General features: G+C 34.9%; 21 protein-coding genes. 16 read left to right on the top strand and 5 right to left on the bottom strand.

Annotated features, from left to right (window positions below; genetic code table 11):
• The first annotated feature begins 180 nt into the window (after positions 1-180).
• From B6A10_RS06635 to B6A10_RS06615, 5 genes are all read left to right on the top strand, one after another.
• Entirely contained in the window at positions 181-4557 is a 4377-nt protein-coding gene (locus B6A10_RS06635; protein ID WP_188220297.1) for a translocation/assembly module TamB domain-containing protein, read from the top strand.
• A gap of 247 nt (positions 4558-4804) precedes the next feature.
• The gene (gene pfkA / locus B6A10_RS06630) at positions 4805-5791 is read left to right on the top strand and encodes a 6-phosphofructokinase (protein ID WP_055092448.1); all 987 of its coding nucleotides are present in this window, start codon (positions 4805-4807) and stop codon (positions 5789-5791) included.
• 84 nt (positions 5792-5875) lie between these two features.
• Positions 5876-6880 (top strand): type I glyceraldehyde-3-phosphate dehydrogenase, encoded by a 1005-nt coding sequence (gap, locus tag B6A10_RS06625; protein WP_188220234.1) that lies wholly within the window; start codon positions 5876-5878, stop codon positions 6878-6880.
• A gap of 138 nt (positions 6881-7018) precedes the next feature.
• On the top strand, positions 7019-7870 hold the full coding sequence (locus tag B6A10_RS06620) for an N-acetylglucosamine kinase (RefSeq protein WP_188220233.1): 852 nt from the start codon (positions 7019-7021) through the stop codon (positions 7868-7870).
• A gap of 7 nt (positions 7871-7877) precedes the next feature.
• Positions 7878-8252: a methylglyoxal synthase gene (locus B6A10_RS06615; RefSeq protein ID WP_055092444.1), complete on the top strand. Its 375-nt coding sequence runs from the start codon at positions 7878-7880 to the stop codon at positions 8250-8252.
• On the opposite strand, the gene B6A10_RS06610 is transcribed toward B6A10_RS06615, so the two are convergent.
• Entirely contained in the window at positions 8242-8622 is a 381-nt protein-coding gene (locus B6A10_RS06610) for a RidA family protein (RefSeq protein WP_055092442.1), read from the bottom strand. The two genes, B6A10_RS06615 and B6A10_RS06610, sit on opposite strands and share 11 nt — an antisense overlap.
• Positions 8623-8666: 44 nt before the next feature.
• A complete protein-coding gene (locus B6A10_RS06605) occupies positions 8667-11402 on the bottom strand; it encodes a putative LPS assembly protein LptD (protein WP_188220232.1) in 2736 nt (911 codons plus the stop codon).
• An 81-nt stretch (positions 11403-11483) separates the two neighbouring features.
• Between B6A10_RS06605 and B6A10_RS06600 the strand changes: the two genes are divergently transcribed.
• The 9 genes from B6A10_RS06600 to B6A10_RS06560 all read left to right on the top strand — a co-directional run bounded on the left by B6A10_RS06600 (position 11484) and on the right by B6A10_RS06560 (position 20835).
• Positions 11484-12635, top strand: coding sequence for an N-acetylmuramoyl-L-alanine amidase family protein (locus B6A10_RS06600; RefSeq protein WP_188220231.1), 1152 nt, complete (start codon positions 11484-11486; stop codon positions 12633-12635).
• 47 nt (positions 12636-12682) lie between these two features.
• On the top strand, positions 12683-13645 hold the full coding sequence (locus B6A10_RS06595) for an MlaD family protein (protein WP_055092437.1): 963 nt from the start codon (positions 12683-12685) through the stop codon (positions 13643-13645).
• Positions 13646-13651: 6 nt separating this feature from the next.
• Positions 13652-14986 carry a (Fe-S)-binding protein gene (locus B6A10_RS06590; protein WP_188220230.1) on the top strand — a complete coding sequence of 445 codons (1335 nt, stop codon included), beginning with the start codon at positions 13652-13654 and terminating at the stop codon, positions 14984-14986.
• 71 nt (positions 14987-15057) lie between these two features.
• Complete coding sequence (locus tag B6A10_RS06585) at positions 15058-15849, top strand: (Fe-S)-binding protein (protein WP_188220229.1); 792 nt, start codon at positions 15058-15060, stop codon at positions 15847-15849.
• A 29-nt stretch (positions 15850-15878) separates the two neighbouring features.
• Entirely contained in the window at positions 15879-16649 is a 771-nt protein-coding gene (locus B6A10_RS06580; protein WP_188220228.1) for a phosphatase PAP2 family protein, read from the top strand.
• Between the two features lie 29 nt (positions 16650-16678).
• Positions 16679-17161, top strand: a complete 483-nt coding sequence (locus B6A10_RS06575; protein ID WP_055092429.1) for a hypothetical protein — start codon at positions 16679-16681, stop codon at positions 17159-17161.
• A gap of 54 nt (positions 17162-17215) precedes the next feature.
• The gene (locus tag B6A10_RS06570) at positions 17216-19132 is read left to right on the top strand and encodes a serine hydrolase domain-containing protein (protein WP_188220227.1); all 1917 of its coding nucleotides are present in this window, start codon (positions 17216-17218) and stop codon (positions 19130-19132) included.
• 94 nt (positions 19133-19226) lie between these two features.
• Positions 19227-20375, top strand: a complete 1149-nt coding sequence (bshA, locus tag B6A10_RS06565; RefSeq protein WP_188220226.1) for an N-acetyl-alpha-D-glucosaminyl L-malate synthase BshA — start codon at positions 19227-19229, stop codon at positions 20373-20375.
• A 31-nt stretch (positions 20376-20406) separates the two neighbouring features.
• Positions 20407-20835 (top strand): protease complex subunit PrcB family protein, encoded by a 429-nt coding sequence (locus B6A10_RS06560; protein WP_188220225.1) that lies wholly within the window; start codon positions 20407-20409, stop codon positions 20833-20835.
• A 48-nt stretch (positions 20836-20883) separates the two neighbouring features.
• On the opposite strand, the gene B6A10_RS06555 is transcribed toward B6A10_RS06560, so the two are convergent.
• Both B6A10_RS06555 and B6A10_RS06550 read right to left on the bottom strand, forming a co-directional pair.
• A complete protein-coding gene (locus tag B6A10_RS06555; RefSeq protein WP_026714155.1) occupies positions 20884-21366 on the bottom strand; it encodes a hypothetical protein in 483 nt (160 codons plus the stop codon).
• Positions 21367-21482: 116 nt separating this feature from the next.
• Complete coding sequence (locus B6A10_RS06550) at positions 21483-22307, bottom strand: UDP-2,3-diacylglucosamine diphosphatase (protein WP_188220224.1); 825 nt, start codon at positions 22305-22307, stop codon at positions 21483-21485.
• 186 nt (positions 22308-22493) lie between these two features.
• Here B6A10_RS06550 and aroC point away from each other — a divergent pair, with 186 nt between their 5' ends.
• Complete coding sequence (gene aroC, locus B6A10_RS06545) at positions 22494-23558, top strand: chorismate synthase (protein WP_188220223.1); 1065 nt, start codon at positions 22494-22496, stop codon at positions 23556-23558.
• A gap of 164 nt (positions 23559-23722) precedes the next feature.
• Complete coding sequence (locus tag B6A10_RS06540; protein ID WP_188220222.1) at positions 23723-25006, top strand: dicarboxylate/amino acid:cation symporter; 1284 nt, start codon at positions 23723-23725, stop codon at positions 25004-25006.
• A gap of 24 nt (positions 25007-25030) precedes the next feature.
• Here the strand turns inward: B6A10_RS06540 and B6A10_RS06535 are convergent, their stop codons facing one another.
• On the bottom strand, positions 25031-26281 hold the full coding sequence (locus B6A10_RS06535) for a DEAD/DEAH box helicase (protein ID WP_188220221.1): 1251 nt from the start codon (positions 26279-26281) through the stop codon (positions 25031-25033).
• Positions 26282-26320: the final 39 nt, after the last annotated feature.

The raw sequence follows: 26320 nt of genomic DNA, 5'->3' as shown, positions 1-26320 counted from the left end.
TTATTAAAGGTTTCGCTCTTTCCTTGGGCAAAATCATTTTTCATCAACATAACAGCAAAGTATATCAAAAAAGCGATTAAAATAACTTCAAATATAATTCTTGGGCTCATCATTCTATTGTTGTTGCTGGGTATCGCATTGACCTTACCGACGGTTCAAACCAAAGTGGGGAAATATTTGATGGATCGCATTAATAATGATTTTGGTACTCATATAGCTATTGATAAGGTTAAAATTTCGGTTTTTGGCGGGGTTAAAATTCAAAATGTATTGATTTTGGATCATCATAAAGACACTTTGATTTATTCCAGAATTTTAAATACCAATCTTTTGGATTTAAATGCGGTGATGGAGGGCGATTTGATTTTTAAAACGATTCGTTTGGACGGGGTTTTGTTTGATATGAAAACCTATAAAAACGAAAAGAAAACCAATATGGATGTTTTTATCGAATCTTTTGATTCGGGAGCACCGCCATCCGGGAAGCATACCCTTTTTATTTCTGATAAAGCCTCTATCAGAAATGCGCATTTTAGATTGTATGATTATAACAGGGCTAACCCTAAAGATGTTGATTTTACAAAAGTCAATGCCGAATTAACCGATTTTAAGCTTTACGGGCCTGATGTGGATATCAAAATCGATAAACTATCTTTTTTAGATCATCGTGGTTTGTTTGTCGAAGATTTAAGCACGGTTTTTAGTTATACCAAGAAAAAAATTCAGCTTCTAAATTTTGATTTAAAAACACCATATTCGAAAATTAAAGGCGAATTAGCACTTAATTATAAAATTGAAGATTTTGCTCATTTTAATGATAAGGTAAAATGGGATTTGAAGATCCATTCGGCTACCGTTGGAACAAATGATGTGAGATGTTTTTACGACGGTTTAGCCAAAAATCAGTTTTTTTATCTTAAAAGAACAGATTTGAGAGGGACTTTAAACGATTTGTATGTAAGTCGTTTGCGAATGGTTGATTCCAATGGTTCTAAAATGGATGGAGATATTCATTTTAAAAATATTTTCGGAAAAGAGCAGCAGCGTTTTTACATGGATGGCGATTTTAGTCAAGTTGCAACCAGTTATGATCATTTGGTTCATTTGATGCCAAAGGTTTTGGGTGAAAAATTGCCTTTGGAAATCAAAACGCTTGGGAATTGCTGGATGGAAGGAAATATTCAGTTGACGGCTTCAACCGTTGATGCAGCTTTGAATATGAAAACCGAAATAGGAAGGGTGCAATCGGTTTTTTCGATGACAGATATTGACTTCATTGATAAAGCGGCTTATAACGGAAATGTTGTTTTTGAAAATTTTGATGTGGGAACTTTTTTAAATCGGGAAGATTTAGGAAAAGTAACAATGGATGTCAATGCTGACGGGAAAGGTTTTACGGAGAAATATTTGAATACGCAGGTAAAAGGAGCGATTAATACCTTGGATTATAAAGGTTATACATATAATGATATAACGGTTAACGGGAATTTTAAACTGCCATACTATAAAGGACAAATCACCGTTGCTGATCCAAATTTGGCGATGGATTTCGATGGTTTGGTCGATTTAAGTGCAAAAGAAAACAAATACGATTTTCATATTAATGTTACTAAGGCTGATTTGCACAGACTCAAATTTGTAAATGATAGTATTTCCAATTTTAAAGGAGATGTAGTGGTGCAACTTACCGGAAATACCATCGAAAATTTGCAGGGAAATGTTTTTATCAAACAAACTTCTTATCAAAATGTAAAGGATACTTATGTTTTTGATGATTTTAATGTGAGTTCTAATTTTGATGAAAAAGGAATCCGAACACTTACCATTAATTCGCCGGATATTGTAGAAGGTCAGATGGTGGGGCGTTTTCAGTTTAAACAATTAGGGAAACTCACCCGAAATTCGTTGGGAAGTTTATACACGAATTTCAAGCCGGAAAAAGTAGATAAAGGGCAATTTTTGCGATTTAATTTCACGGTTTATAATAAAATTGTAGAGATTTTGTATCCCGAAGTTGGGCTGGCAACTAATACGGTTTTGAGAGGCTTTATTAAAGCCGACAGTCAGGATTTTAAAATGAATTTTAATTCTCCTAAAATTACTTATGCTAAAAATACTTTTGATAATATTCGTGTAGCGGTTGATAATAAAAACCCTTTGTACAATGCTTATGTCGAATTAGACAGCATTAAAACGCCTTATTACAAAATGCGTGATTTTAGTTTGATTAACATCACGACTAAAGATACTTTGTTGTTCCGTTCGGAATTTAAAGGAGGTGAAAAAGGCGAAGATTATTTCAATCTGAACTTGTATCACACTATTGATAAGGAAAATAATAATGTGGTGGGAATTAGTAAATCGGAGATGAAATTCAAAGAAAATCTTTGGTATCTGAATCAAAAAGACCATTCGGATAACAAAATTGTTTTTGATAAGTCATTTAAGAATTTTGTTTTTGACAATATTATTTTATCTCACGAAGGACAGTCGGTTTCTTTAAACGGAACCATTGACGATCGATTGCATAAGGATTTAGAATTAAATTTTAAAGACATCGATTTATACAAGGTCACGCCTTTGAGCAGCAAATTTGTCTTTAACGGAAATGTTAACGGCGAGGTACATTTTAAGCAAAACAATCAAATGTACAAACCAACTGCTTCTTTAGTGGTCGATCGACTGAATATTAATAAAACCGATTTGGGTGTTTTGAAATTCAATATTGAAGGCGATCAAAATCTGGAAAAGTTTACTATTGATTCCTATTTAACTAATGATAATATTGAATCGTTCAATGCAAACGGAAGTTTTGAAATTGTAAATAAGAAAACCATTTTAGACCTGAAAGTTAAGCTGGATAAATTTAATCTTGGGGTTTTTAGTTCTCTGGGTGGTGAGGTTTTGTCTAATATCAGAGGGTTTGTTACCGGAAATTCGGTGGTTACAGGTGATGTTAATAAGCCAAAAATTAGCGGACGTTTGTTTGTAGATAAAGCCGGGATGACTATTCCGTATTTGAATGTCGATTATCAGCTGAACGATCGCTCGATTGTGGATTTGGTTGATGAAACCTTTTTATTTCGAAATAATACCATTACCGATTCAAAATTCAATACAAAAGGTTTGTTGAACGGAAGTATCGAACATCGTAATTTTTCCGATTGGAAACTGGATTTTGATATTAGTTCTAAAAAATTAGTGGTTTTGGATACTAAGGATTCTGAAGATGCGGCTTATTACGGAACCGCATTTATTAACGGTAATGCTTCAATAAAAGGGCCTACGGATGCTTTGTTTATTAAAATTGCGGCCAAATCAGAAAAAGGTTCAGATGTTAAGATTCCAATTAATTATGCCGAAAGTGTAGGTGAAAATTCCTTTATTCATTTTGTGACCGCTAAGGAGAAGTACAATAACAAAATGGGTATCGTTGAAAATAGCCGAAAATACAACGGACTTGAACTGGAGTTTGATTTGGATATTACTCCTGATGCTGATATTGAAGTAATTTTAGATCGTAATTCCGGTCATGGAATGCGCGGAAAAGGGTATGGTTCCTTGCTGTTTAAAATAAATACTTTAGGGAAATTTCAAATGTGGGGTGATTTCCAGGCTTACGAAGGAACGTATAATTTTAAATACGGTGGTTTAATCGATAAGAAGTTTGCGGTCAGAAAAGGAGGTTCGATTATTTGGGAAGGAAACCCAATGCGGGCGCAGTTAAACCTTCAGGCGGTTTATAAAACGATTGCAAATCCTGCTGTTTTATTAGATAATTCATCGTTTAACCGAAAAGTTCCGGTTGATGTGGTGATAGGTATTCAGGGAGATTTGGCGAGTCCGGATCCGGAATTTAATATCGAGTTCCCAACGGTAAGTAATGTCTTGAAATCGGAAATACAGTATAAATTATACGATAAAGATGTGCGTCAAACACAGGCTTTGTACTTGCTTTCTTCGGGAGGATTCCTGAGTCCGGAAGGAGTAAATCAGTCGGATTTCTCCGGAAGTTTGTTTGAAACTGCTTCCAGTTTGCTGGGAGATATTTTGAAAACCGATAATGATAAATTTAAAGTAGGTTTGAATTATGTTTCTCCGGATCGAAGAATTGGAAAGGAAACGGATGGGCGAGTAGTGGCAACGATTTCTTCTAAAATTAACGAACGAATTTCGATTAACGGAAAGGTTGGGGTTCCTTTTGGAGGAATTAATGAGTCAGCCGTTGTGGGAGATGTGGAAGTACAATACAGGGTAAATCAGGATGGAACGATGAATCTGCGATTGTTTAACCGGGAAAACGATATTAATTACATTGGGCAGGGTATAGGTTATACTCAGGGGCTGGGGTTAACTTATGAAGTTGATTTTGATACATTCAGAGAATTAGTGAGTAAAATTTTCAAAAAATATAAAATTCAAAAAGTAAAAACTACTAACGAATATTTTGAAGATTCTAATGTAACTCCGGAATATATAAATTTTAACAATAGTAAAGAGCCTAAAAAAGAAGAGTCTAAGAATAATTCGGAGGCCGTTCGAACGGATGAAGATTAATAAAAGTGATTTTATTTTTTTTGTAAAAATCTAATTTCGTAATTGGTGTTAAAAAGTTGTAAATAATAGGTTATTCTTATATAAAATCTGTAAAAATCGTTTTCTTTTAAAAAAAATAAGGCTTTTTTTGTTTTTCTTAAAACTTATTAACGAAAACGTTTGAATTTGTAATAAATAGTTAAAATAATAAAACAGAAGCTTTTAAAGTAATTTATGTTTCTTATTTTTACCTTTCAAAACTAAAACTATGCTAAAAACAATTAAAAAAATAGGTGTTTTAACTTCAGGTGGAGATTCACCTGGAATGAATGCCGCAATACGTTCAGTGGTTCGAACTTGTGCGTACCATAATATTGAATGTGTTGGGATTTACAGAGGTTATCAGGGAATGATTGAAGGCGACTTCGAAGAAATGGGACCTCGTAGTGTAAATAACATTATTAATAAAGGAGGAACAATTTTGAAATCGGCGCGTTCGTCAGAATTCAGAACTCCGGAAGGAAGGAAAAAAGCCCATGAAAATTTGATTAAAGCAGGAATCGAAGCTTTAGTAGTTATTGGTGGAGACGGAACTTTTACCGGAGCTTTAATTTTTAATTCCGAATATAACTTTCCTGTTATGGGAATTCCGGGAACTATTGATAATGATATTTATGGTACCAGTCATACTTTAGGTTATGATACGGCTTTAAATACTGTTGTAGAAGCAATCGATAAAATTAGAGATACAGCGAGTTCTCATAACCGTTTATTCTTTGTAGAGGTAATGGGAAGAGATGCCGGACATATTGCTTTGAATGCAGGTATTGCCGGTGGAGCCGAAGAAATTTTAATCCCTGAAGAAGATTTAGGATTAGACCGTTTATTAGAATCGCTTCAAAAAAGTAAAGCTTCCGGAAAATCATCCAGTATTGTAGTTATTGCTGAAGGAGATAAAATTGGTAAAAACGTATTCGAATTAAAAGATTACGTGGATGCTAATTTACCGGAATATGATGTGCGTGTTTCTGTGTTAGGACACATGCAAAGAGGTGGTTCGCCTTCTTGTTTTGACCGTGTTTTAGCAAGCCGCTTGGGTGTTAAAGCTGTAGAATCTTTACTGGAAGGAGTTTCAAACTTTATGGTAGGATTGAAAAACGATACTGTAAATCTTACGCCGCTATCATTAGCAATTAAAGGGAAGTCGGAAATTGATCGTGAATTGTTGCGCGTTTCTGATATTATCACAACTTAAAAAAAAATTGTAGCAGAATTAATTCTTAAATTTGCACACGCAAAAAACAAATCACATAATAAACAATAAATAAATAAAAAAGAAATGTCAAAAGTAAAATTAGGAATAAACGGTTTCGGAAGAATCGGTAGAATTGTTTTCAGAGAGTCTTTTAACAGAGACAATGTAGAAGTAGTTGCTATCAACGACTTGTTAGATGTAGATCACTTAGCTTACTTATTAAAATACGATTCTGTTCACGGTCAATTTAACGGAACAGTTGAAGTAAAAGATGGTAAATTATATGTAAATGGAAGAAACATTCGTATCACTGCTGAAAGAAACCCGGCTGATTTGAAATGGAACGAAGTTGACGTAGATGTAGTTGCTGAATGTACAGGTATTTTTACAACTCTTGAAACTGCAAATGAGCACTTAAAAGGTGGTGCTAAAAAAGTAATCATTTCTGCTCCTTCTGCTGATGCTCCAATGTTTGTAATGGGAGTAAACCACGAAACTGCAAAAGCTACTGATTTAATTGTTTCTAATGCTTCTTGTACTACTAACTGTTTAGCTCCTTTAGCTAAAGTTATCAATGATAATTTCGGAATTGTTGAAGGTTTAATGACTACAGTTCACGCTACAACTTCAACTCAAATGACATCTGACGGTCCTTCTAGAAAAGACTGGAGAGGTGGACGTGCTGCTGCAATCAACATCATTCCTTCTTCTACAGGTGCTGCTAAAGCTGTTGGAAAAGTTATTCCTTCTTTGAATGGAAAATTAACAGGTATGGCTTTCCGTGTTCCTACTGCTGACGTTTCTACAGTAGATTTAACTGTAAAATTAGCTAAAGAAACTTCTTACGAAGAAATCATGAAAGTTTTAAAAGAAGCTTCTGAAACTAACATGAAAGGTATCTTAGGATATACTGAAGATGCAGTTGTTTCTCAGGATTTCATCTCTGACAAAAGAACTTCTATCGTTGATGCTACTGCAGGAATCGGATTGAACTCTACTTTCTTTAAATTAGTTTCTTGGTACGATAATGAGTACGGATATTCAAGTAAATTATTAGATTTATCAGTTCACATTTCTGGATTGAAATAATAATTCTAATCAATATAAAATCCCGTTATTTAAAATTAACGGGATTTTTATTTTCTAAAAACAAGAGATTGTAGCGGAATTTATTTAAATTACAATCTGAAGGCTAAAAACAAAAACTAACACACCAAAAACAAACAAATGAAATTAATAGTTGACAGCGGTTCTACCAAAGCCGATTGGATTGCCATAGACGACCAGGGAAAAATATTATTTACCACCCAAACTTTAGGATTAAATCCGGAAATCTTAGAAGGAGACCAAATTATTGCCCGATTAGACGATCGTTTTGATATTCAGCAAAGTAAAAAGTTAGTGACTCATTTGTATTTCTATGGAGCAGGTTGCGGAACGGATCGAATGAAAATTACGTTGAAGGGCGTTTTTCAGGAGTATTTTCCAAATGCTGAAATTGTAGTGGAAGAAGATACTTATGCCGCTGTTTATGCAACGACTCCTAAGGATCAAAAAGCCATTGTGTGTATCTTGGGGACGGGGTCTAACTGTAGTTATTTTGACGGAACTATTTTGCATCAAAAAGTACAATCGTTAGGCTACATTGTGATGGATGATTCCAGTGGTAATGTTTACGGAAAAGAATTAATCAGAAAATATTATTTCAATAAAATGCCAAAAGAATTAGCAGTTGAATTTGAAAAAGAGTTCAATGTTGATCCTGATTTTATTAAAAACAAATTATATAAAGAGGAAAATCCGAATGCATATTTAGCGACTTTTGCTAAATTTTTAATTCAGCATAAAGACACGGAATTTTGTCAAAAAATCATTCGTAAAGGAATGAAGTCTTTTATCAAAAATTATGTAATGCAATACGAAAATTGTCATGAAGTACCGGTGCATTTTGTAGGTTCTATCGCTTATTATTTAAGAGAAGAATTGCAACAGGCATTTGATAAATACAATTTAGAATTAGGTAATGTGTTGAGAAGACCTATTGACGGATTAATTTCATATCATGTAACGAATCAATAAAAAAAATATGGAAATCGCTATAATTTCACATGATGGAAAAAAAGTTGACATGGTTCAATTTTTAAACAAAAATAAAGAGGTGTTGTCAAAAGACAACATTCAGTTGATTGCAACCGGGACAACGGGAGGAAGAGCTGAAAAAGCAGGTTTTAAAGTGATGAAAATGCTTTCGGGACCTGTGGGAGGTGATGCGCAAATTGCAGCCAGAGTAGCGGAAGGAAAAACCAATATGGTTTTCTTTTTTAAAGATCCTTTGGCAAGTCACCCACACGAACCGGATGTAAATATGCTGGTTCGTGTATGTGACGTGCATAATGTGCCTTTAGCTACTAATGAAGCTACTGCACAATTGTTATTGGATGCAATTGCAACTAGATTGTAGCGATTACCGAAATTTCGATATTAACATTTTTTGGCAAACAAGCCACCTGAACCGTTTCACGTGCTGGAGCTGTTACTTCGTTAAAATAGGAACCATAAACGGTATTAATTGTAGCAAAATCATTCATATTCATAATAAATATAGTTGATTTAATCACATTTTCAAAAGTCATTCCGGCAGCATCCAGAATGGCTTTTATGTTTTCCATAACCTGTTTTGTTTCGGCTTCAATGCTGGAAGTTACCAGATTTCCGTCGGCTGGGTTAATGGCAATTTGTCCTGAAGTATAAAGCATGTTTCCGGTTAAAACAGCCTGATTATACGGACCGATTGGAGCAGGTGCTTTTTCGGTGAAAATTATTTTTTTCATGACATTATTGATTTAAAATGATTTGTTGTATTTAAACTAAAGAATTAACGATTCGAATAGTTTCGTTTTTCCCATTTAATATCACTCAGGATACCGGATTTGATTCCGATAAAGAAATTCCAGTTGGCATTAGTACCAAAAGGTGTCCAGTTGAAACTTAATCTCCAACTAGCTAAATCACGTTCAAAGCGTAATTGTGTGTAAGTTACTCCTTTTTGAACAAAATCGTATCCTGTAGAAGCTCCAACTTTCCATTTTGGTGTTAAATCAGTATTGGCGGAAATCATTAAGGAGTTTCCTGAAATTCTGTTTTCCCGATTATTGTTGCTATAGGTAAAGGAATAAGCAAAAGTCATATCCCACGGAATTTTAGAATTAAAAAACTCCGAAATAGTATCTTCGCCTTCTTCTTCGCTGCCGTCAAACATGCTTTTTCGGTTGTCGTTCAAATCGGTAGCGGTTCCAAAAAGGTCGTCTTCACGTCCACCGTTTCGGGTAGTTTGAGTATCTTTGTTGTCTTTTTTATCCTTTTTATCCCTGCTTGAAAGAGCATAATTTAAGGTAATATTGGCACTGGTCATTCTAAATAAACTACCGCCGTTTTCAATGTTGTATTTGTTAATTCTTTGACCGGAATTATCAATCGCATAAGGATCTAAAGTAGCTGCTAAGTTGGCGTTTAATTTGTTTTCAAAAAACTGTGCTCCAGTGCTTACACGAACCGGAGACCAGGCCAGGGCGGTTACACCGTCGGCATCCAAATTATAACTGGTAGAAAGATTCAGGTTGTTCAGCAGCATTACTTTTTTAGGTTCTGTTTTGGTAGAGTCTTTGTCTCTTACTTTTGCTTCAAAAGTATTACTGATACTGATTCCTAATATGTTTGAATTACTTAATCCCGGCGCTCCGAAAATTCCGCCTTCAAAACGGGTGTATCGTTGATCCATTCTTCCGCTGGCATCAGAAGAATAGGTATCGTAATATTTTTCAAAACTAGGCGTGTAGGAATAAGAGAAAGACGGACGAATCACATGTCGGATTGCTTGAATTTTTTTATCGTCACCAAATTTAAAAGTTCCGTAAATAGTGGTTCCTAAACTGGCTGAAAAATTATAAGTTCTGAAAGCGTCAAATCCGTTAACTGTATTAGTAACAACGGCACTTTGTTCTGTGTTGTATTCTTTTCGAATCGTTTTAGTGTACCAAACTTCTTCGTAGTTAGCGGTGGTGGTGGCACTAAAATATTTGAATAATTTAAAGTTTGTACTCAAAGGAATACTGTGTTGGAAACCAATTTTAGCATCTTTAAACATTTCCGGTTTAAAGAATAAGGAGTCTGTAGTATTGATATAGTTTCGACCGTTAAGGTTGTATTGTAAGTTAATATTTTTGAAAAAACCTTTCTTAACTCCGTCTTTTCCAACAAAAGGATACATTCTGTCCAAGCTAAATTGCAAAGTTGGCAGTGTCATATTGATGGATTCCGTTTGGGTATTTTGCGAATGCGTCGCGGTTAAAGATAATCTTGCCTGAGGAACAATATTAAATGTCTTTGAATAAGAAATCGAAGAGCTCAGTGTGTTGTTTAAGGTCGAACCGGTGTTGGATTGGTTAATGGATTGTTGGAAATATTTACTACTTCCTAAGTTCACCGATGCCGAGAAAGAGGAATTCGGGTTTGCTTTAGAATCCCGGGAGTGCGACCATTGGATGTTGTAAATATTTTGTTTGGAATAATCCGGATAACCTCTTTCGCTGTTAATCAGGTTTTCAAAACGAACGTTAATGTTTCCTCTGAATTTGTATCTTTTAGCATAAGAAGACTCAAATCGCATACCGTAACTTCCATTGGTGTAATAATCTCCCAAAACAGTTAAATCATAATGATCGCTCAGGGCAAAATAATACCCTCCGTTTTGCAAAGAGAATCCGCGGGTATTGGAATTGTTATAACTCGGTAAAATAATTCCCGAAACGCTGGTTTCTTTACTCATTGGAAAATAAGCAAAAGGCAAAGCAATTGGGGTTGGTACATCGGCAATAACCAAGTTAGTTAGTCCGGTAATGACTTTTTTTCCGGGAATGAATTTTACTTTAGAAGTTCTGAAATAATATTCGGGATTTTCTTTATTTGTAGAAGTGGTGAAGCGTGCGCCTTTTAAAAAGTAAACGGAATCGTTTTCTTTTTTCGTAATGGCTGCTTTTACATTGAATTCTCCCTGATCGGTTTTAGAATTCCAAATTAAAGCTTTTTTAGTTTTGAAATTAAAGCGGATAGAATCGGGTTCTACCACATTGGTACCTTGTTTAAAGTTGGGGTATTGGGTATATTTTCCTAAAGAATCTTTGATTCTTCCGGCATAAACTTCATTTTTTTCATAATCCATTATGATTATTCCGGATTTCAATTCGATATCCTGATAATAGAGTTCAGCATTGTCATAGAGCGTGATTAATTTTCGCTTCTGATCAATTTTAGCATATTTATCGGCTTTGTATTTTACTTTTCCTTCTAAAAAAGCTTTTTTGGGCTTGATACTATCCTTTTTAATGCTGTCGGTTTCTTTGTGAATAGTGTCTTTAACGGTAGTTTTGGTTTCTGCTGATTTTTTTGTTTGTTTCGCAGAGATGGCTTTCGTTTTCTTAGAAATATCCTGTGAATAGACGTCAGACGCCCCAAATGTTAGGAAAAATGATAATAAAACGATATGAAATAAGTTTGTATGCAAAGGGATAAATACTATTTTTGTAAAATTATGGCTTGTTTTTTGAAGTGTCAAACTTACAGATTATTTTTCGTCAAAAATAGTCAAATAATCAAATTCTAGCCGTAGTGTTTAATTAAAATTAACTTTAGATTTATGTTTGTAATTACTAAAACAAAAGTTGTACTAACTTTTTTACTTCTCTTTCTTTCTTTTACTAATTATAGCCAGTCGGGTAATTTTAAAGTAACTCTGGATGCAGGTCATGGTGACCATGATTTTGGGGCATCTTATAATGGTCACGTAGAGAAAAAAATAAACCTGGCTATTGTTCTTAAAGTAGGTAAAATATTAGAGTCTTATCCTAAAATAGACGTGATTTATACCCGAAAAACCGATGTTTTTATTGATTTGGTTGAAAGAGCTAATATTGCTAACAGAGCCAATGCAAATATATTTGTTTCGATTCACTGTAACGCCAATAGAAATACCTCTGCCGATGGAACGGAAACCTATGTGATGGGTATGAGTAAAATTGCTTCCAATCTGGAAGCGGCTAAAAAAGAGAACTCAGTAATCACTTTAGAAAAAGATTATAAAAGAAAATACGAAGGTTTTGACCCGAATTCGCCGGAAACGATGATTGGTTTTACCTTAATGCAGGAAGAATATTTAGATAATAGTATTTCTTTGGCAAGTAAAATACAAAATGGTTTTGCTGCTTTAGGCAAAAAAATCAGAGCCGGTGGAGTAAAACAGGCCCCTTTTATGGTGTTGCATAAAGCGTATATGCCAAGGGTTTTAATCGAGACGGGATTTGTTTCTAATTATACAGAAGGAAATGTTTTAGATTCGGAAGAAGGACAAAACGATATAGCCCGGGCGATTGCTAATGCCATTATTAGTTATAAAAACGAATATTTTGGCGGCGGTGAATCGGAAGTTGGCGTGAAACCTTCTCAAAGAATGAACGAAAGAATGCCTGATACCGCTACTCCGGAAAAGAGTAAATCAGATTCTGTTGTGGCTAAAAAAACAGTTTCTCAGTCGAATTCAGATGTGATTTTTAAGGTTCAACTGGCTGTTTCGGGAAGAAAATTAGAATTAGCACCTAAAAATTTTAAAGGACTCCGTAGTGTTACCATGGAACGCATAGGGAAAAATTACAAATATTTTTACGGACAAACGGCTGATTATGAAGATTCCAGAAAGCTTTTGAGTGAAGCTAAAGAAAAAGGATTTAATTCCGCTTTTGTGGTTGCTTACAAGAACGGGAATCAAATCGATATTCAGGATGCAATAAAATAACGTCAAGTTCTATTATTTGTTTTAAATTTGCACTAAAACCTATTATTTTGAAATTAACTAGAGAAATTAAGACAGCAATTTTAGTAATTGCAGCAATATTGATATTTATTTGGGGTTATAGTTTTTTAAAAGGGCGCGATCTTTTTAATAGTTATACTACATTATATGCTGAATACGAAAGTGTGGAAGGTTTAGCTCCTTCGGCGGCAGTAACCATAAATGGTTTGGTAATTGGTAAAATTGAACAAATTACCATCAATCCTTCGAACGGAAAATTATTAGTTGAAATGCAAATTAAAACTGATTTTCCAATTTCAAAAACCAGTTTGGCAACAATTTACGAGCCGGGATTTATCGGTGGAAAACAAATTGCTATTGAACCTGATTTTTCAAATAAAACAGAAATTGAAAACGGGGATAAACTAAATGGAAGCGTTCGTTTAGGAATGACTGAGTCGTTGAGTAAAAAATTAGTTCCGCTTCAGGATAAGATTGAAAAATTATTGGTAAATGCTGATAATCTGATTGCCGGAATTAATAATGTCTTGGACAAAAACACGCAGGAGAATTTAAAGAAAAGTTTAGCTGAATTAAGCAAAACCATGGAACAATTCCATCAGGCATCGGCGGGAGTGAATTCTTTGGTGGCTGAAAATAAAACCCAAATCAGCGGAATGGTTACCAATTTTAATAAAATTTCCGGAAATTTTTCTAAAATCTCTGATTCTCTAAGTAAAGCCGATTTAGGGAAAACGGTTAAAAGTTTAAACTCTACTTTGGCTAAAGTGAACGGAATTATGGCTGGTTTGGAAGCCGGTGACGGAAGTATGGGTAAATTACTTAAAGACGAAGCTTTTTATAATAATTTGTCGAATACTTCTAAGGAATTAGAATTATTGCTTCAGGATCTTCGTTTGTATCCAACCCGTTATGTAAATATTTCTCTTTTTGGAAAGAAAAACAAGCCTTATGTAGGACCAAATGATACTATTTCCAAAGCAAAAAAATAACAAATTATGAGTTATTTAGACAATATATTATTTGCCATCGTCTTAATTATTGGTTTTGGATATTTTATTTCAAATATCAAAAAAATCTATCGTAATATTAATTTGGGTATTGATGTAAACCGCAAAGACAATCCTAAAGAAAGATGGAAGAATATGGTGATGATTGCTTTAGGGCAGTCAAAAATGGTAAAAAGACCTATTGCCGGAATTTTGCACATTATTGTTTATGCAGGGTTCATTATCATCAATATTGAGTTATTAGAAATTATTATTGACGGATTGTTTGGAACACACCGAATATTTGCTTCTTTGGGTGTTGTTTATAATTTTCTAATCGCTTCTTTCGAAATTTTAGCAATTTTAGTTATTGTTTCGGTAACGGTTTTTTGGATCAGAAGAAATATCATCAGACTAAAGCGTTTTGCAAACCCGGATTTGAAAGGTTTTCCGAAAAATGATGCCAATTACATCCTGTATTTCGAAACCATTTTAATGTTTTTGTTCCTGTTTATGAATGCTTCCGATTTGCATTTGCAAAATATTCCCGGAGGTTATTCTCATTTTATCAAAGCGGGTTCTTTTCCTGTAAGTCAGTTTTTAGCGCCTTTATTTGATGGAGTAAACAGCAATGCGGTTGCCATGCTTTATGATGTATTCTGGTGGTTGCATATTGTTGGGATTTTGTTGTTTATGAATTATCTATATTTTTCTAAACACCTTCATATTCTTTTGGCTTTCCCAAATACGTATTTTGCTAATTTAAATCCGTTAGGAGAATTTGATAATTTAGAAGCAGTTACCAAAGAAGTAAAATTGATGATGGATCCTAATGCCGATCCGTTTGCCGCACCGGCTGCTGCCGAAGGAGAAGCACCGGCTAAATTTGGTGCCAGTGATATTCAGGATTTAAACTGGGTTCAATTATTAAATGCCTACACTTGTACCGAATGTGGTCGCTGTACCTCTGTTTGTCCGGCTAACATTACCGGAAAGAAATTATCGCCTCGAAAAATTATGATGGATACCCGCGACCGAATGGAAGAAGTGGGAAGAAATATTGATGCTAACAAAGGCATTTTTGTACCGGATAATAAGTCGTTATTAAACGATTATATTTCTCCCGAAGAACTTTGGGCCTGTACTTCCTGCAATGCCTGTGTGGAAGAATGTCCGGTAAATATTAGTCCTTTGTCTATTATTATGGATATGCGTCGTTATTTGGTTATGGAACAAAGTGCAGCTCCAATGGCGCTTAATTCTATGATGACCAATGTTGAAAATAACGGAGCACCTTGGCCATACAATCAACAGGACAGGTTGAATTGGAAAAACGAAATTTAGTTTAATCGTTTAATCGGTAACTGTTTAACCGATTAATCAATTAAACTTATCAACGATTAAACAAAAATAAAATGTCAGAAAATTTGATAGTACCTACAATGGCCGAAATGCTGGCTCAGGGAAAACAACCGGAAGTGTTGTTTTGGGTAGGTTGTGCAGGAAGTTTTGACGATAGAGCCAAAAAGATTACTAAGGCTTTTGTACGTATTTTAAATAGTGCTAATGTTTCTTTTGCTGTTCTTGGAACGGAAGAAAGTTGTACCGGAGATCCGGCCAAAAGAGCAGGAAACGAATTTTTGTTTCAAATGCAGGCCATGATGAATATCGAAGTGCTGAAAGGCTATGAAACCAAAAAAATCGTAACAGCCTGTCCGCATTGTTTCAATACTTTAAAAAATGAATATCCGGAATTAGGAGGCGAATTTGAAGTACTTCATCATACAGCGTATTTGAAATCTTTGTTGAATGGCGGAAGATTGACCATTGAAGGCGGGCAATTTAAAGGAAAAAAAATTACATTCCACGATCCTTGTTATTTGGGAAGAGCCAATAAAGTATATGAAGCGCCACGTAATTTAATTGAAAAATTAGATGCCGAACTGGTCGAAATGAAACGTTCAAAATCCAATGGTTTGTGTTGTGGTGCCGGAGGAGCGCAGATGTTTAAAGATGCCGAAAAAGGAAATAAAGAAATCAATATCGAAAGAACGGATGATGCTTTGGAAACCTCTCCGGATATTATAGCAACCGGATGTCCGTTTTGTAATACGATGATGACTGACGGGATTAAACACAAAGAAAAAGAGGCAGAGGTGAAGGTAATGGATATTGCCGAACTGATTGCTAATGCGCAGGATTTGTAAGGTTTGATTTAAGCTGAAATTGCTTTGAAATGAAAACTAAGAGAGCTGTTTTTTTTCTATTAATGATTTTAGGGTTTGCTATGCAAGCTCAGCAATCTGTTGAAAAAGAAGTTGATTCTTTAGCAATTAAAAATAGTTCACAATTAAAATTCAATAAAAAGCAATTAATTATTCCTGCTGTATTTATTACGTATGGTATTGTAGGATTAGAGAGCGATTTTTTGAAAGGAATTAATGCCGAAGTAAAAGAAGAGGTTAATGAAAATATAGACCATAAGCTTACCATTGATGATTTTTCTCAATATGCTCCGGCGGTTTCGGTCTATGCATTAGGCGCTTTAGGAATAAAAGGGAAAAATAATCTGAGGGACAAAACGATTATTCTGACGACTTCATATTTAATTATGGGATTGACAGTTGAAAGTTTGAAGAAAATTACTCATGTAGAAAGACCTGATGGTTCCAGTTTTAATTCTTTTCCATCCGGACATACGGCGACTGCTTTTATGGGAGCCGAATTGTTGTATCAGGAATACAAAGATGTTTCACCTTGGTATGGTATTTCGGGATATGTAGTTGCTGCCGGGACAGGAGCGTTCAGAATGTATAACAACCGTCATTGGCTTACTGATGTGGTGGCCGGAGCGGGAATTGGAATTTTGAGTACTAAAGCAGCTTATTGGTTGTATCCTTCTGTAAATAAATTATTGTCATCTAAAAAGCATCAAAACAGGAAGTCGGCATTTTTACCTTATTATGACGGAAAACAATTTGGATTTGGTTTAGTGTCTTCTTTTTAAAATTATTAATTATAAAAATCTAAAATAAAATGTACGTTCCATTTGAAAATTTACCGGAAGAATCCAGAATTTGGATTTATCAATCGAACAGAAAATTTTCGGATGCCGAAATTTCTGAAATAACAAATGATTTGGAGTTGTTTTTAAACGGTTGGGCTGCACATGGCACCAGTTTAGAAGCTTCTTATCAAATAAAATACAACCGTTTTATAATCATTGCGGTGAATCAGGAAATTCAGGCAGCAACAGGTTGTTCTATTGATGCTTCAGTTGCTTTTATTCAAAAATTAGAGCAAAAATACGATGTAGATTTATTGGATAAGATGAATGTGACTTTCAAATTAGGAGAACATATTGCTCACAAACCATTGCTGGATTTCAAAAAAATGGTGAAAGATAAAGCGGTTACTCAAAACACCGTTGTTTTTAATAATTTGATTAATACGATTCAGGAATTTAACGAAGTTTGGGAAGTGCCTGCAATAGATAGCTGGCATAGTCGTTTCTTTTAAAAAGACTAAAACAAATTATTATGAAAAATAGAGACATCAAGATTTTAATTCTTTATGTCTTATTTTTTTTTTGTAGCTGCCTGTAGTCTGACAAAAAAGAATAAGTCTGAGTCAACTTCGTCAGAAACAATAACGCAGCTAAAAGAGATTTCAACGGTTAGAGAAATAGCTTTGGATACAATAAAACTGCGACAATTTTATCAAAATTTAGATGCTTCAAAAACAGAAGCGACACAATATTCTTCCTTTGAAAAAAACATCACTGTTTTGAAAAATGAAGAAGCTGTTTTGCCTATTAAAAATCTGGAAAATCAGAAAATTGCTTATGTAAAAATGGGTAATGCTTCCAATGAAACTTTTTTAACTACATTGCGAAAATATACAGAAGTAACGGAAATTACCGATACGAATCTGATAAGTTTACAAGCAAAATTAACAGGATTTTCAAAAGTTATTATTGGTTATCATCCATTGGAAACGAATGTTGAAACGATTCAGTTTTCCGCTGCTGAGTTGACAATGATTAATACTTTAGCGCAGCATAATTCGGTTATTTTAGATGTTTTTGCTTCTCCGGCCGTATTGCAATCCATTCCGGATTTTAGTAATATTAAAGGTTTAATTGTTTCTTATCAAAATTCACCAATAGCTCAAACGGTTTCAGCCGAATTGATTTTTGGTACTATAAGTGCTGAAGGTAAATTGCCACTCAACATATCTTTATTATTTACAGAGAATTTTGGTTTATCAACTGAAAAATTAGATGTTTTAGGTTTTTCGACTCCGGAAAGTGTAGGTATGAATGCAGCTATTTTATCTAAAATTGATGGTTTTGCTCAAAAAGCAATTGATGGCAAAATGACTCCGGGAATGCAAATTTTAGTCGCCCGAAAAGGAAAAGTCATTTATCAAAAAGCTTTCGGCTATCATACTTACGAAAAAGACATTAAAGTTTCTAATTCGGATGTTTATGATTTGGCTTCTTTGACTAAAATTATTGCAACGTTACCCAATGTGATGCAGCAATACGATCAGGGAAAAATAAACATGGAAACGACTTTAGATACGATGTTGCCGGTTTTTAAAAAATCGAATAAAAAAGATATTACGTTTAAAGAATTATTGTCTCATTATGCACGTTTGCAACCCTGGTATCCATTCTATAAAAATACCGTTGATAAAAAAGGAAATCCTTTGCCTCAATATTACAGAAACGTAGCAAGCGAAGATTTTGCTTTAAAAATTGCCGAAAATCTCTATTTAAGAAGTGATTATGAGGATACGATTTTGAAAATTATTGTAAACAGTAAATTATTGCCAAAGAGGGAATATAAATACAGCGATTTTACTTTTATGATTTTAAAGGCCTATTTGGAAAATGCAACCGGAAAGAAATTAGATGTTTTAAGTACCGAAAACTTTTTCCAATCCTTAGGGTTGAATAATTCGATGTATAATCCTATTGGGAAAATAGATAAAAACCGAATTGTTCCAACAGAAGTAGATACTTATTTCAGGAATCAGACCGTTCAGGGATATGTGCATGATATAAGTGCAGCAATGCAGGGCGGAGTAGGCGGTCATGCCGGATTGTTTTCGAATAGTTTGGATGTGGCTAAAATAATGCAGTTGTATCTGCAAAAAGGAAGTTATGGCGGAAAACGTTATTTCTCGGAAAAAACATTCAATGACTTTAACAGTTGTTACTATTGTCCGGAAGGGAACAGAAGAGGAATTGGTTTTGACAAACCGCAACTAGGTGATTCAGGCCCCACTTGTGGTTGTGTTTCGATGACTAGTTTTGGGCATACGGGTTTTACCGGAACAATGGCCTGGGCTGATCCAGCTGAAGAAATTGTTTATGTTTTTCTGTCTAACAGAACTTATCCGAACGAATCGATGAATAAACTTTCCAGAGAAAATATTCGCGAAGATATTCAATCGGTTATTTATCAGGCTATTGAAAAGTAGTTAGAAAGTAAAGGAATTGGCTAGACCAGTTTTAGTCTTCTTTTATGAAATAAAAGGCTTATTTTTATTAATTTAGGCGTATTAAAAATTACAGATGAAAATAGCAATAGTTTGTTATCCAACCTTTGGAGGAAGTGGTGTTGTCGCTACCGAATTAGGGTTGGAATTAGCACGTTTAGGTCATGAAGTTCACTTTATAACCTACAGCCAGCCGGTTCGATTAGCCTTGTTGAGTCCTAATGTGCATTATCATGAAGTAAATGTGCCGGAATATCCTTTGTTTCATTATCAGCCTTATGAATTAGCCCTTTCGAGTAAATTGGTCGATATGGTGAAACTTTATAAAATCGATGTGTTGCATGTACATTATGCCATTCCTCACGCTTATGCCGGTTATATGGCTAAGCAAATGTTGAAAAATGAAGGAATCGAAATTCCGATGATTACTACTTTGCACGGAACCGATATTACTCTGGTGGGGAATCATCCGCACTATAAACCGGCGGTAAGTTTCAGTATCAATAAATCGGATGTGGTGACTTCTGTTTCTCAAAGTCTAAAAGACGACACGTATAATTTGTTCAAAATTAAAAGGGATATTCATGTGATTCCTAATTTTATTGAATTGGACAAAAACAATAACGAATACAACGTTCCCTGCCGACGTTCTTTGATTGCAAAGCCCGAAGAACGCATTATTACGCATATTTCCAATTTCAGAAAAGTAAAACGCATTCCGGATATTATTCGAATATTCCATAAAATTCAGCAAGAGATTCCGGCGAAATTGTTAATGGTTGGTGATGGTCCGGAAAAAGAAAAAGCTGAATTATTATGTCAGGAATTAGGCATTTTAGAGAAAGTAATCTTTTTTGGAAACAGTAATGAAATAGATAAAATATTAAGTAATTCGGATTTGTTTTTGTTGCCTTCAGAAACCGAAAGTTTCGGATTGGCAGCTCTGGAAGCAATGGCCTGGGGAGTTCCGGTAATTTCCAGTAATTCGGGTGGTTTGCCGGAGGTAAATTTCGAGGGAGTTTCTGGTTATTTGAGTGATGTGGGTAACGTTGACGAAATGGCTGAAAATGCGTTGAAAATTTTAAAAGAGGATTCGGTTTTAGCTCAGTTTAAGGAAAATGCTTTGTCGGTGGCTAAGAAATTTGACATCAAATTAATTTTGCCTTTGTATATTGATATTTACGAGAAAGCCATCAAAAAATATTCTAAAAAATGTAAGCAATAATCTAAACCGGATAATGATTAAAAGATTAGAAATGAAAAAAAGTATTCTGGTATTAGTTTTAATGATAACCTTATTTTCCTGTAAAACGACTGTAAAAGTTCCCGAAAAGAAAGCTTTATATGAAGTTTTGCTACAGCAAAATGATGGCGGAGGAAATATTAATTTCTATGAAATTTTAACCGAACCCAAAGAAATTAAAATGCTGTTAGGCGACGAAAAGCTGAAAGGAAAAATTAGCGCCAATGATGTGCAGGAATCTAATTTTATTATCCTGAATATGGGCGAAAAACCTACCGGAGGTTATTCTATTACGGTTGATAAAGTTACGGAAACTGATACAAATATTGTGATTAAAGTTAAAGAACTGCATCCGGAACCCGGAGCAATGCTCACACAAAGTATAACTTATCCTTATACGGTAGTGAAAATAAATTCGAAAAAACCGATAGTAGTCCAATAAAAAATGCCACCTTAAACGGGTGGCATTTTTATGTGTATTTTTTTAGGATTAGAATTGGTATCTGATACCTAAAGCGATGTCCGGACCAAAATTATCTCCGCTAACATTATCAGAAAAATACAATTCAGGTCTGATGTCTAAAGAAAGTTGGATTGGCACTTCGTCAAAACCATATTCAATACCAAGATCTCCGGCTACAAAAACGAAAGTTTTGTTGTAATCGGCATTTTTAGCATTCCAGTTACCAACACCACCACCAACACCAGCATACCAGTTAAAACCACCATCAATGTTCCAAACCCATTGGTAAATACCTGTTAATTTGAAGGCATCCACATTGTTGTTGTTTCTCCATCCTAAGTCTAACTCTAAACGGTTATTGTCAGACAAACCTCTTTGGTAGGATATCTCACCACCAAAACCATCGTTGTCTCCTAAACGTAAACCCAGAGCGTTTTTTGAAATTTCCTGTGCTTGTGTGCTGAATGCTAATCCCATTAGCATAAAAGCTGATAAAATGATTTTTTTCATAATTTAAGTTTTGATATTACAAATCTACAATTATTCTTAAACGTGACATTTATTATATAATTATAATCTTTTACAGAATTCCCATATTTTTTTAATCGGAATCTATATACAAAACTTTATTTGGGAAGAATAATAGAGGCAATGAGTTGTTCCTCAGTAAGTTCCTCTTTTTCTGTGCTGGTTTCTGTTTCGGCGTATTTGGATTCTTCGTAGCGAAATAATTTCCATTTTTTTCGGTTGTATTCTAAAGCAGTCAGATTTTCAACCCAATCTCCGGAGTTTAAATACATCGTTGAGCCATTTTTATTATTTTTTTTCAAAATTTTTGGTTCGTGAATATGACCGCAAATCACAAAATCATAATTATTTTCAATGGCTAATTCGGTTGCCGTTTCTTCAAAATCCGAAATATGTTTGACCGCTTTTTTAACGCTGGCTTTTATTTTTTTCGAAAAAGAATAAGGTTCCTGACCTATTTTTTTGAGACACCAATTGATAAAACGATTCATCAGAATCAGATAATCATATCCTAAACCGCCTAATTTAGCAATCCATTTGGCATGATTTACCGAAGCGTCAAAAACATCACCGTGAAAAATCCAGGCCTTTTTATCATTTAGTTCTAAAACAAGTTTATCCGCCAGAATAAAATTTCCCATATTCATTTCGGTAAATTTTCGTAGCATTTCGTCGTGGTTACCAGTAATGTAATATACTTTAGTACCTTTGGAGGCAAAGCTGATTATTTTTTGGATAACTTTTAAATGAGATTTTGGGAAATAAGATTTTCTGAATTGCCAAATATCGATAATATCTCCATTTAATACCAGAATTTCAGGTTTTATGGATAATAAATAGTTGTTTAGTTCTTTGGCATGACTTCCGTAAGTTCCCAGGTGAACATCTGAGATTACAACTACTTCAACTTTTCTTTTTTTCAATTGACTTATTAATTTGTTGTTATGCAAATTAACATTGAATGTGTGAACTTATCTTAAAGTTAAGGTTAATAAATGAGGTGATATTTGTAAACAAAATGGACAATTTTAGAGCTAAGACTTAAATCTTTAAATCTTTAATTTTTAAAGCTAAAACTAAAATATTACATTTGTTCAAAATTTTTTATAATGGCAGGAAATAGCTACGGAACCCTATTTAGAATCACAACTTTTGGAGAATCACACGGAGAAGCTTTAGGAGGAATTATTGATGGATGTCCATCAGGAATTGCATTAGACTTTGATGCAATTGAATTAGAAATGTCAAGAAGAAAACCGGGACAGTCAGCGATAGTTACCCAACGTAAAGAACCGGATGCCGTACAATTTTTATCCGGAATTTTCGAAGGAAAAACAACCGGAACACCTATTGGGTTTATCATTCCCAATACCAATCAAAAATCAGACGATTATTCGCATATAAAAGATAATTACCGTCCCAGTCATGCCGATTATGTGTATGATCAAAAATACGGTTTCAGAGATTATCGCGGAGGAGGAAGAAGCTCTGCCCGTGAAACAGCCAGTAGAGTAGTAGCCGGTGCTGTTGCTAAACAAATGTTGTCTGATATTAAAATTCAGGCTTATGTTTCAGCTGTTGGTCCGTTATCTTTGGATAAACCCTATCAGGAATTAGATTTTTCTAAAATTGAGAGCAATCCGGTGCGTTGTCCGGATGAAGCAATGGCGGCTACAATGGAAGATTATATCAAACAAATTCGTAAAGAAGGAGATACAGTAGGTGGTGTGGTGACTTGTGTAATCCAAAATGTACCTGTTGGTTTAGGAGAACCGGTTTTTGATAAATTGCACGCCGAATTAGGAAAAGCCATGCTTTCTATCAATGCTGTAAAAGGTTTTGAATTTGGAAGCGGATTTGAAGGTTCAAAAATGAAAGGAAGTGCACATAATGATTTGTACAATGCTGACGGAACTACTAAAACTAATCTTTCAGGTGGAATTCAGGGAGGAATAAGTAACGGAATGGATATTTATTTCAGAGTGGCTTTTAAACCTGTGGCGACTATTATGCAAAAACAGGATTCTTTAAATAATAAAGGTGAAATTATCGAGATGACCGGAAAGGGACGTCACGATCCTTGTGTGGTGCCACGTGCAGTGCCAATTGTGGAAGCCATGGCAGCGATTGTTTTGGCAGATTTTTATTTGATAAATAAAACTTACGCAAAATAGCAAGCTAAGGATTTTTTTCTATTTTTGCCTATAAGAGGTGATTTGTTGAAATATTCTTTTGGTTTCTAAATAAAATATTATAATCTTTCAGTGAAACTGTTAAAAACTCCTCTGTTCTCAGAGGAGTTTTTTTTATTGCTAAAATTTAACTAACATAAAAAAGGATGAAGAAAAAAGGCTTGGCTTTGCATTGGAAAATAGTTTTAGGAATTGTTCTGGGGTTGTTGTTTGGATTCCTAATGAAAAATTTTGAGTTGAAAGATTTTGTGGTGGATTGGGTAAAACCATTTGGTACTGTTTTTATTAATTTATTAAAAATGATTGCCGTTCCCTTAATTATTGTGTCTTTAATTGTGGGTTTAGCCGATTTGAAAGATATTTCCAAGCTGTCAAGATTAGGAGGGAGAACGGTATTGTTTTATTTAGGAACTACTTTTTTTGCAGTTTCTTTAGGATTGGTTTTGGCCAATATTGTAAAACCGGGAAGTTATATTAATCAGGAAGCAAGGGAGAGTTTGTTGTCAAATTTTGCCGGTGATGCTTCGCAAAAAATTGAGTTGGCACAAAAAGCTAAAGAAAGTGGTCCTCTTCAGCCATTGGTAGATATTGTGCCGGAAAATATTTTTACGGCTATGGGAGATAATTCCAGTATGTTGCAGGTTATTTTATTTGTAGTTCTTATTGGTATAGGTTTGATTTTAATTGAAGAAGAAAAAGCAAAACCGGTTGTTGATTTTTTCAAAGGCATGAATGATGTCATTTTGAAAATAATAGACATTATTATGTTGTTTTCACCTTATGGAGTTTTTGCCTTAATGGCAGCTTTAATGGTTGAAATTCCGGGATTTTCAACTTTAGGAGCACTGGCTATTTATGGTTTGACTGTTTTATTAGGTCTAGTGATAATGGCTTTTTTGTTTTATCCTACCTTGCTAGTGTTATTTGCCAAAGTAAGTCCTAAACGTTTTTTTAAGGCGATGGCTCCGGCTCAATTATTAGCTTTTTCAACCAGTTCCAGTGCCGCTACACTTCCGGTAACAATGGAATGTGTAACAGATAATCTGGGTGTTGATGAAGAGGTTTCCAGTTTTGTTTTGCCTTTGGGAGCTACAGTAAATATGGATGGAACCAGTTTGTATCAGGCTGTCGCTGCTATTTTTATTGCTCAGGCGATGCTTCCTTATTCATTGGATTTCTCTACACAGGCCATGATTGTAATTACAGCTACTTTAGCGTCAATTGGTTCGGCAGCTGTGCCAAGTGCCGGAATGGTAATGCTGGTAATTGTTTTAGGACAGGCCGGAATTCCTGAAGCCGGATTGGCTTTAATTTTTGCTATCGACCGACCTTTGGATATGTGCAGAACAGTGGTGAATATTACCAGCGATGCTGCTGTGGCGACGATTGTTGCTAAATCGGTGGGCAAACTAAACAGTAAAGAATCTTAATTTATAGAAAACAAAAAACGTTGGCTAGTACCAACGTTTTTTGTTTTTCTTAGAAGCATCTGATTTTCTGGATTTAGTCGATTTTCCGCTTCGGTTGTTGTTTTTGGGTTTGCTTTCCGTTTGTTCAAGACTTCCGGAATGCCATTGATACGGATGATCAGTGATGGTTTTTACATCAACTTTTATGAGTCGTTGAATATCCTTCCAATAGCCATGTTCGTCTTTTCCGCAAAAAGAAATCGCAATTCCGCCATTTCCGGCACGTCCGGTTCTTCCTATTCGATGGACATAAGTCTCCGGAATGTTCGGTAAATCAAAGTTAATTACATAAGGTAACTGATCGATGTCAATTCCTCGTGCAGCAATATCTGTTGCAATAAGAACACCAATTTCTTTATTTTTAAAAGCATCAAGAACGCGTTGTCTGGCGCTTTGTGATTTATCACCGTGAATGGCTTCGGCGGCTACATTTTTTTTGCGCAGCGCTTTTACAATATTATCGGCGCCGTGTTTGGTTCGGGCAAATACTAAAACATCCGTCAGATTTTCATTGTGCAGCAAACTGTAAAGCAGGTTTCTTTTTTCGCCCTTTTCAACAAAATAAATACGTTGTTCTACTTTTTCGGCTGTGGATGAAACCGGAGAAACTGTAACTGTTTCCGGATCGGTTAAGAACATTTCGGCTAATTCCCTGATGGCAATTGGCATTGTGGCCGAAAAGAATAAGGTTTGACGGTTTTTAGGAGTCAGTTTTACGATTTTTTTTACATCGTTTACAAATCCCATGTCGAGCATTTGATCGGCTTCATCTAAAACTAAGGTGTGTAAATGATCTAAGTTTACAAAGCCTTGTTTGTGTAAATCCAACAATCGTCCGGGAGTTGCAATCAGAATGTCGATTCCTTTTTTTAATTCATCTACCTGTGGATTTTGGGAAACTCCTCCAAAAATAGTCAGCTGTGTAAGGTTTGTATATTTGGCATATGTATCAAAACTTTGACCAATTTGCACCGCTAATTCCCGAGTAGGAGTGATGACCAATGCACGGATTTGTTTTGGTTTTTTGGAAGAACCAACTATTCGGTGCAATTGATGAATGATAGGAATAGCAAAAGCCGCCGTTTTTCCGGTTCCGGTTTGGGCGCAACCAATCAAATCATTTCCGGCTAATATAAGGGGAATCGCTTGTTCCTGAATAGGGGTAGGTTCGGTGTAACCTTCTTCAAAAACCGCTCTTTGAATACTTTTTGAAAGGGATAAATCTTCGAATAACATAAATTTGGTGTTAATTATCCTGTAAGCGTTACAGTGATA

Source organism: Flavobacterium pokkalii (genome assembly GCF_014596575.1).
In the GTDB taxonomy this organism is placed as follows: Bacteria; Bacteroidota; Bacteroidia; order Flavobacteriales; family Flavobacteriaceae; genus Flavobacterium; species Flavobacterium pokkalii.
Note: the sequence above shows the minus strand (reverse complement) of the source record. Positions and strands in the feature narration are given on the sequence as shown.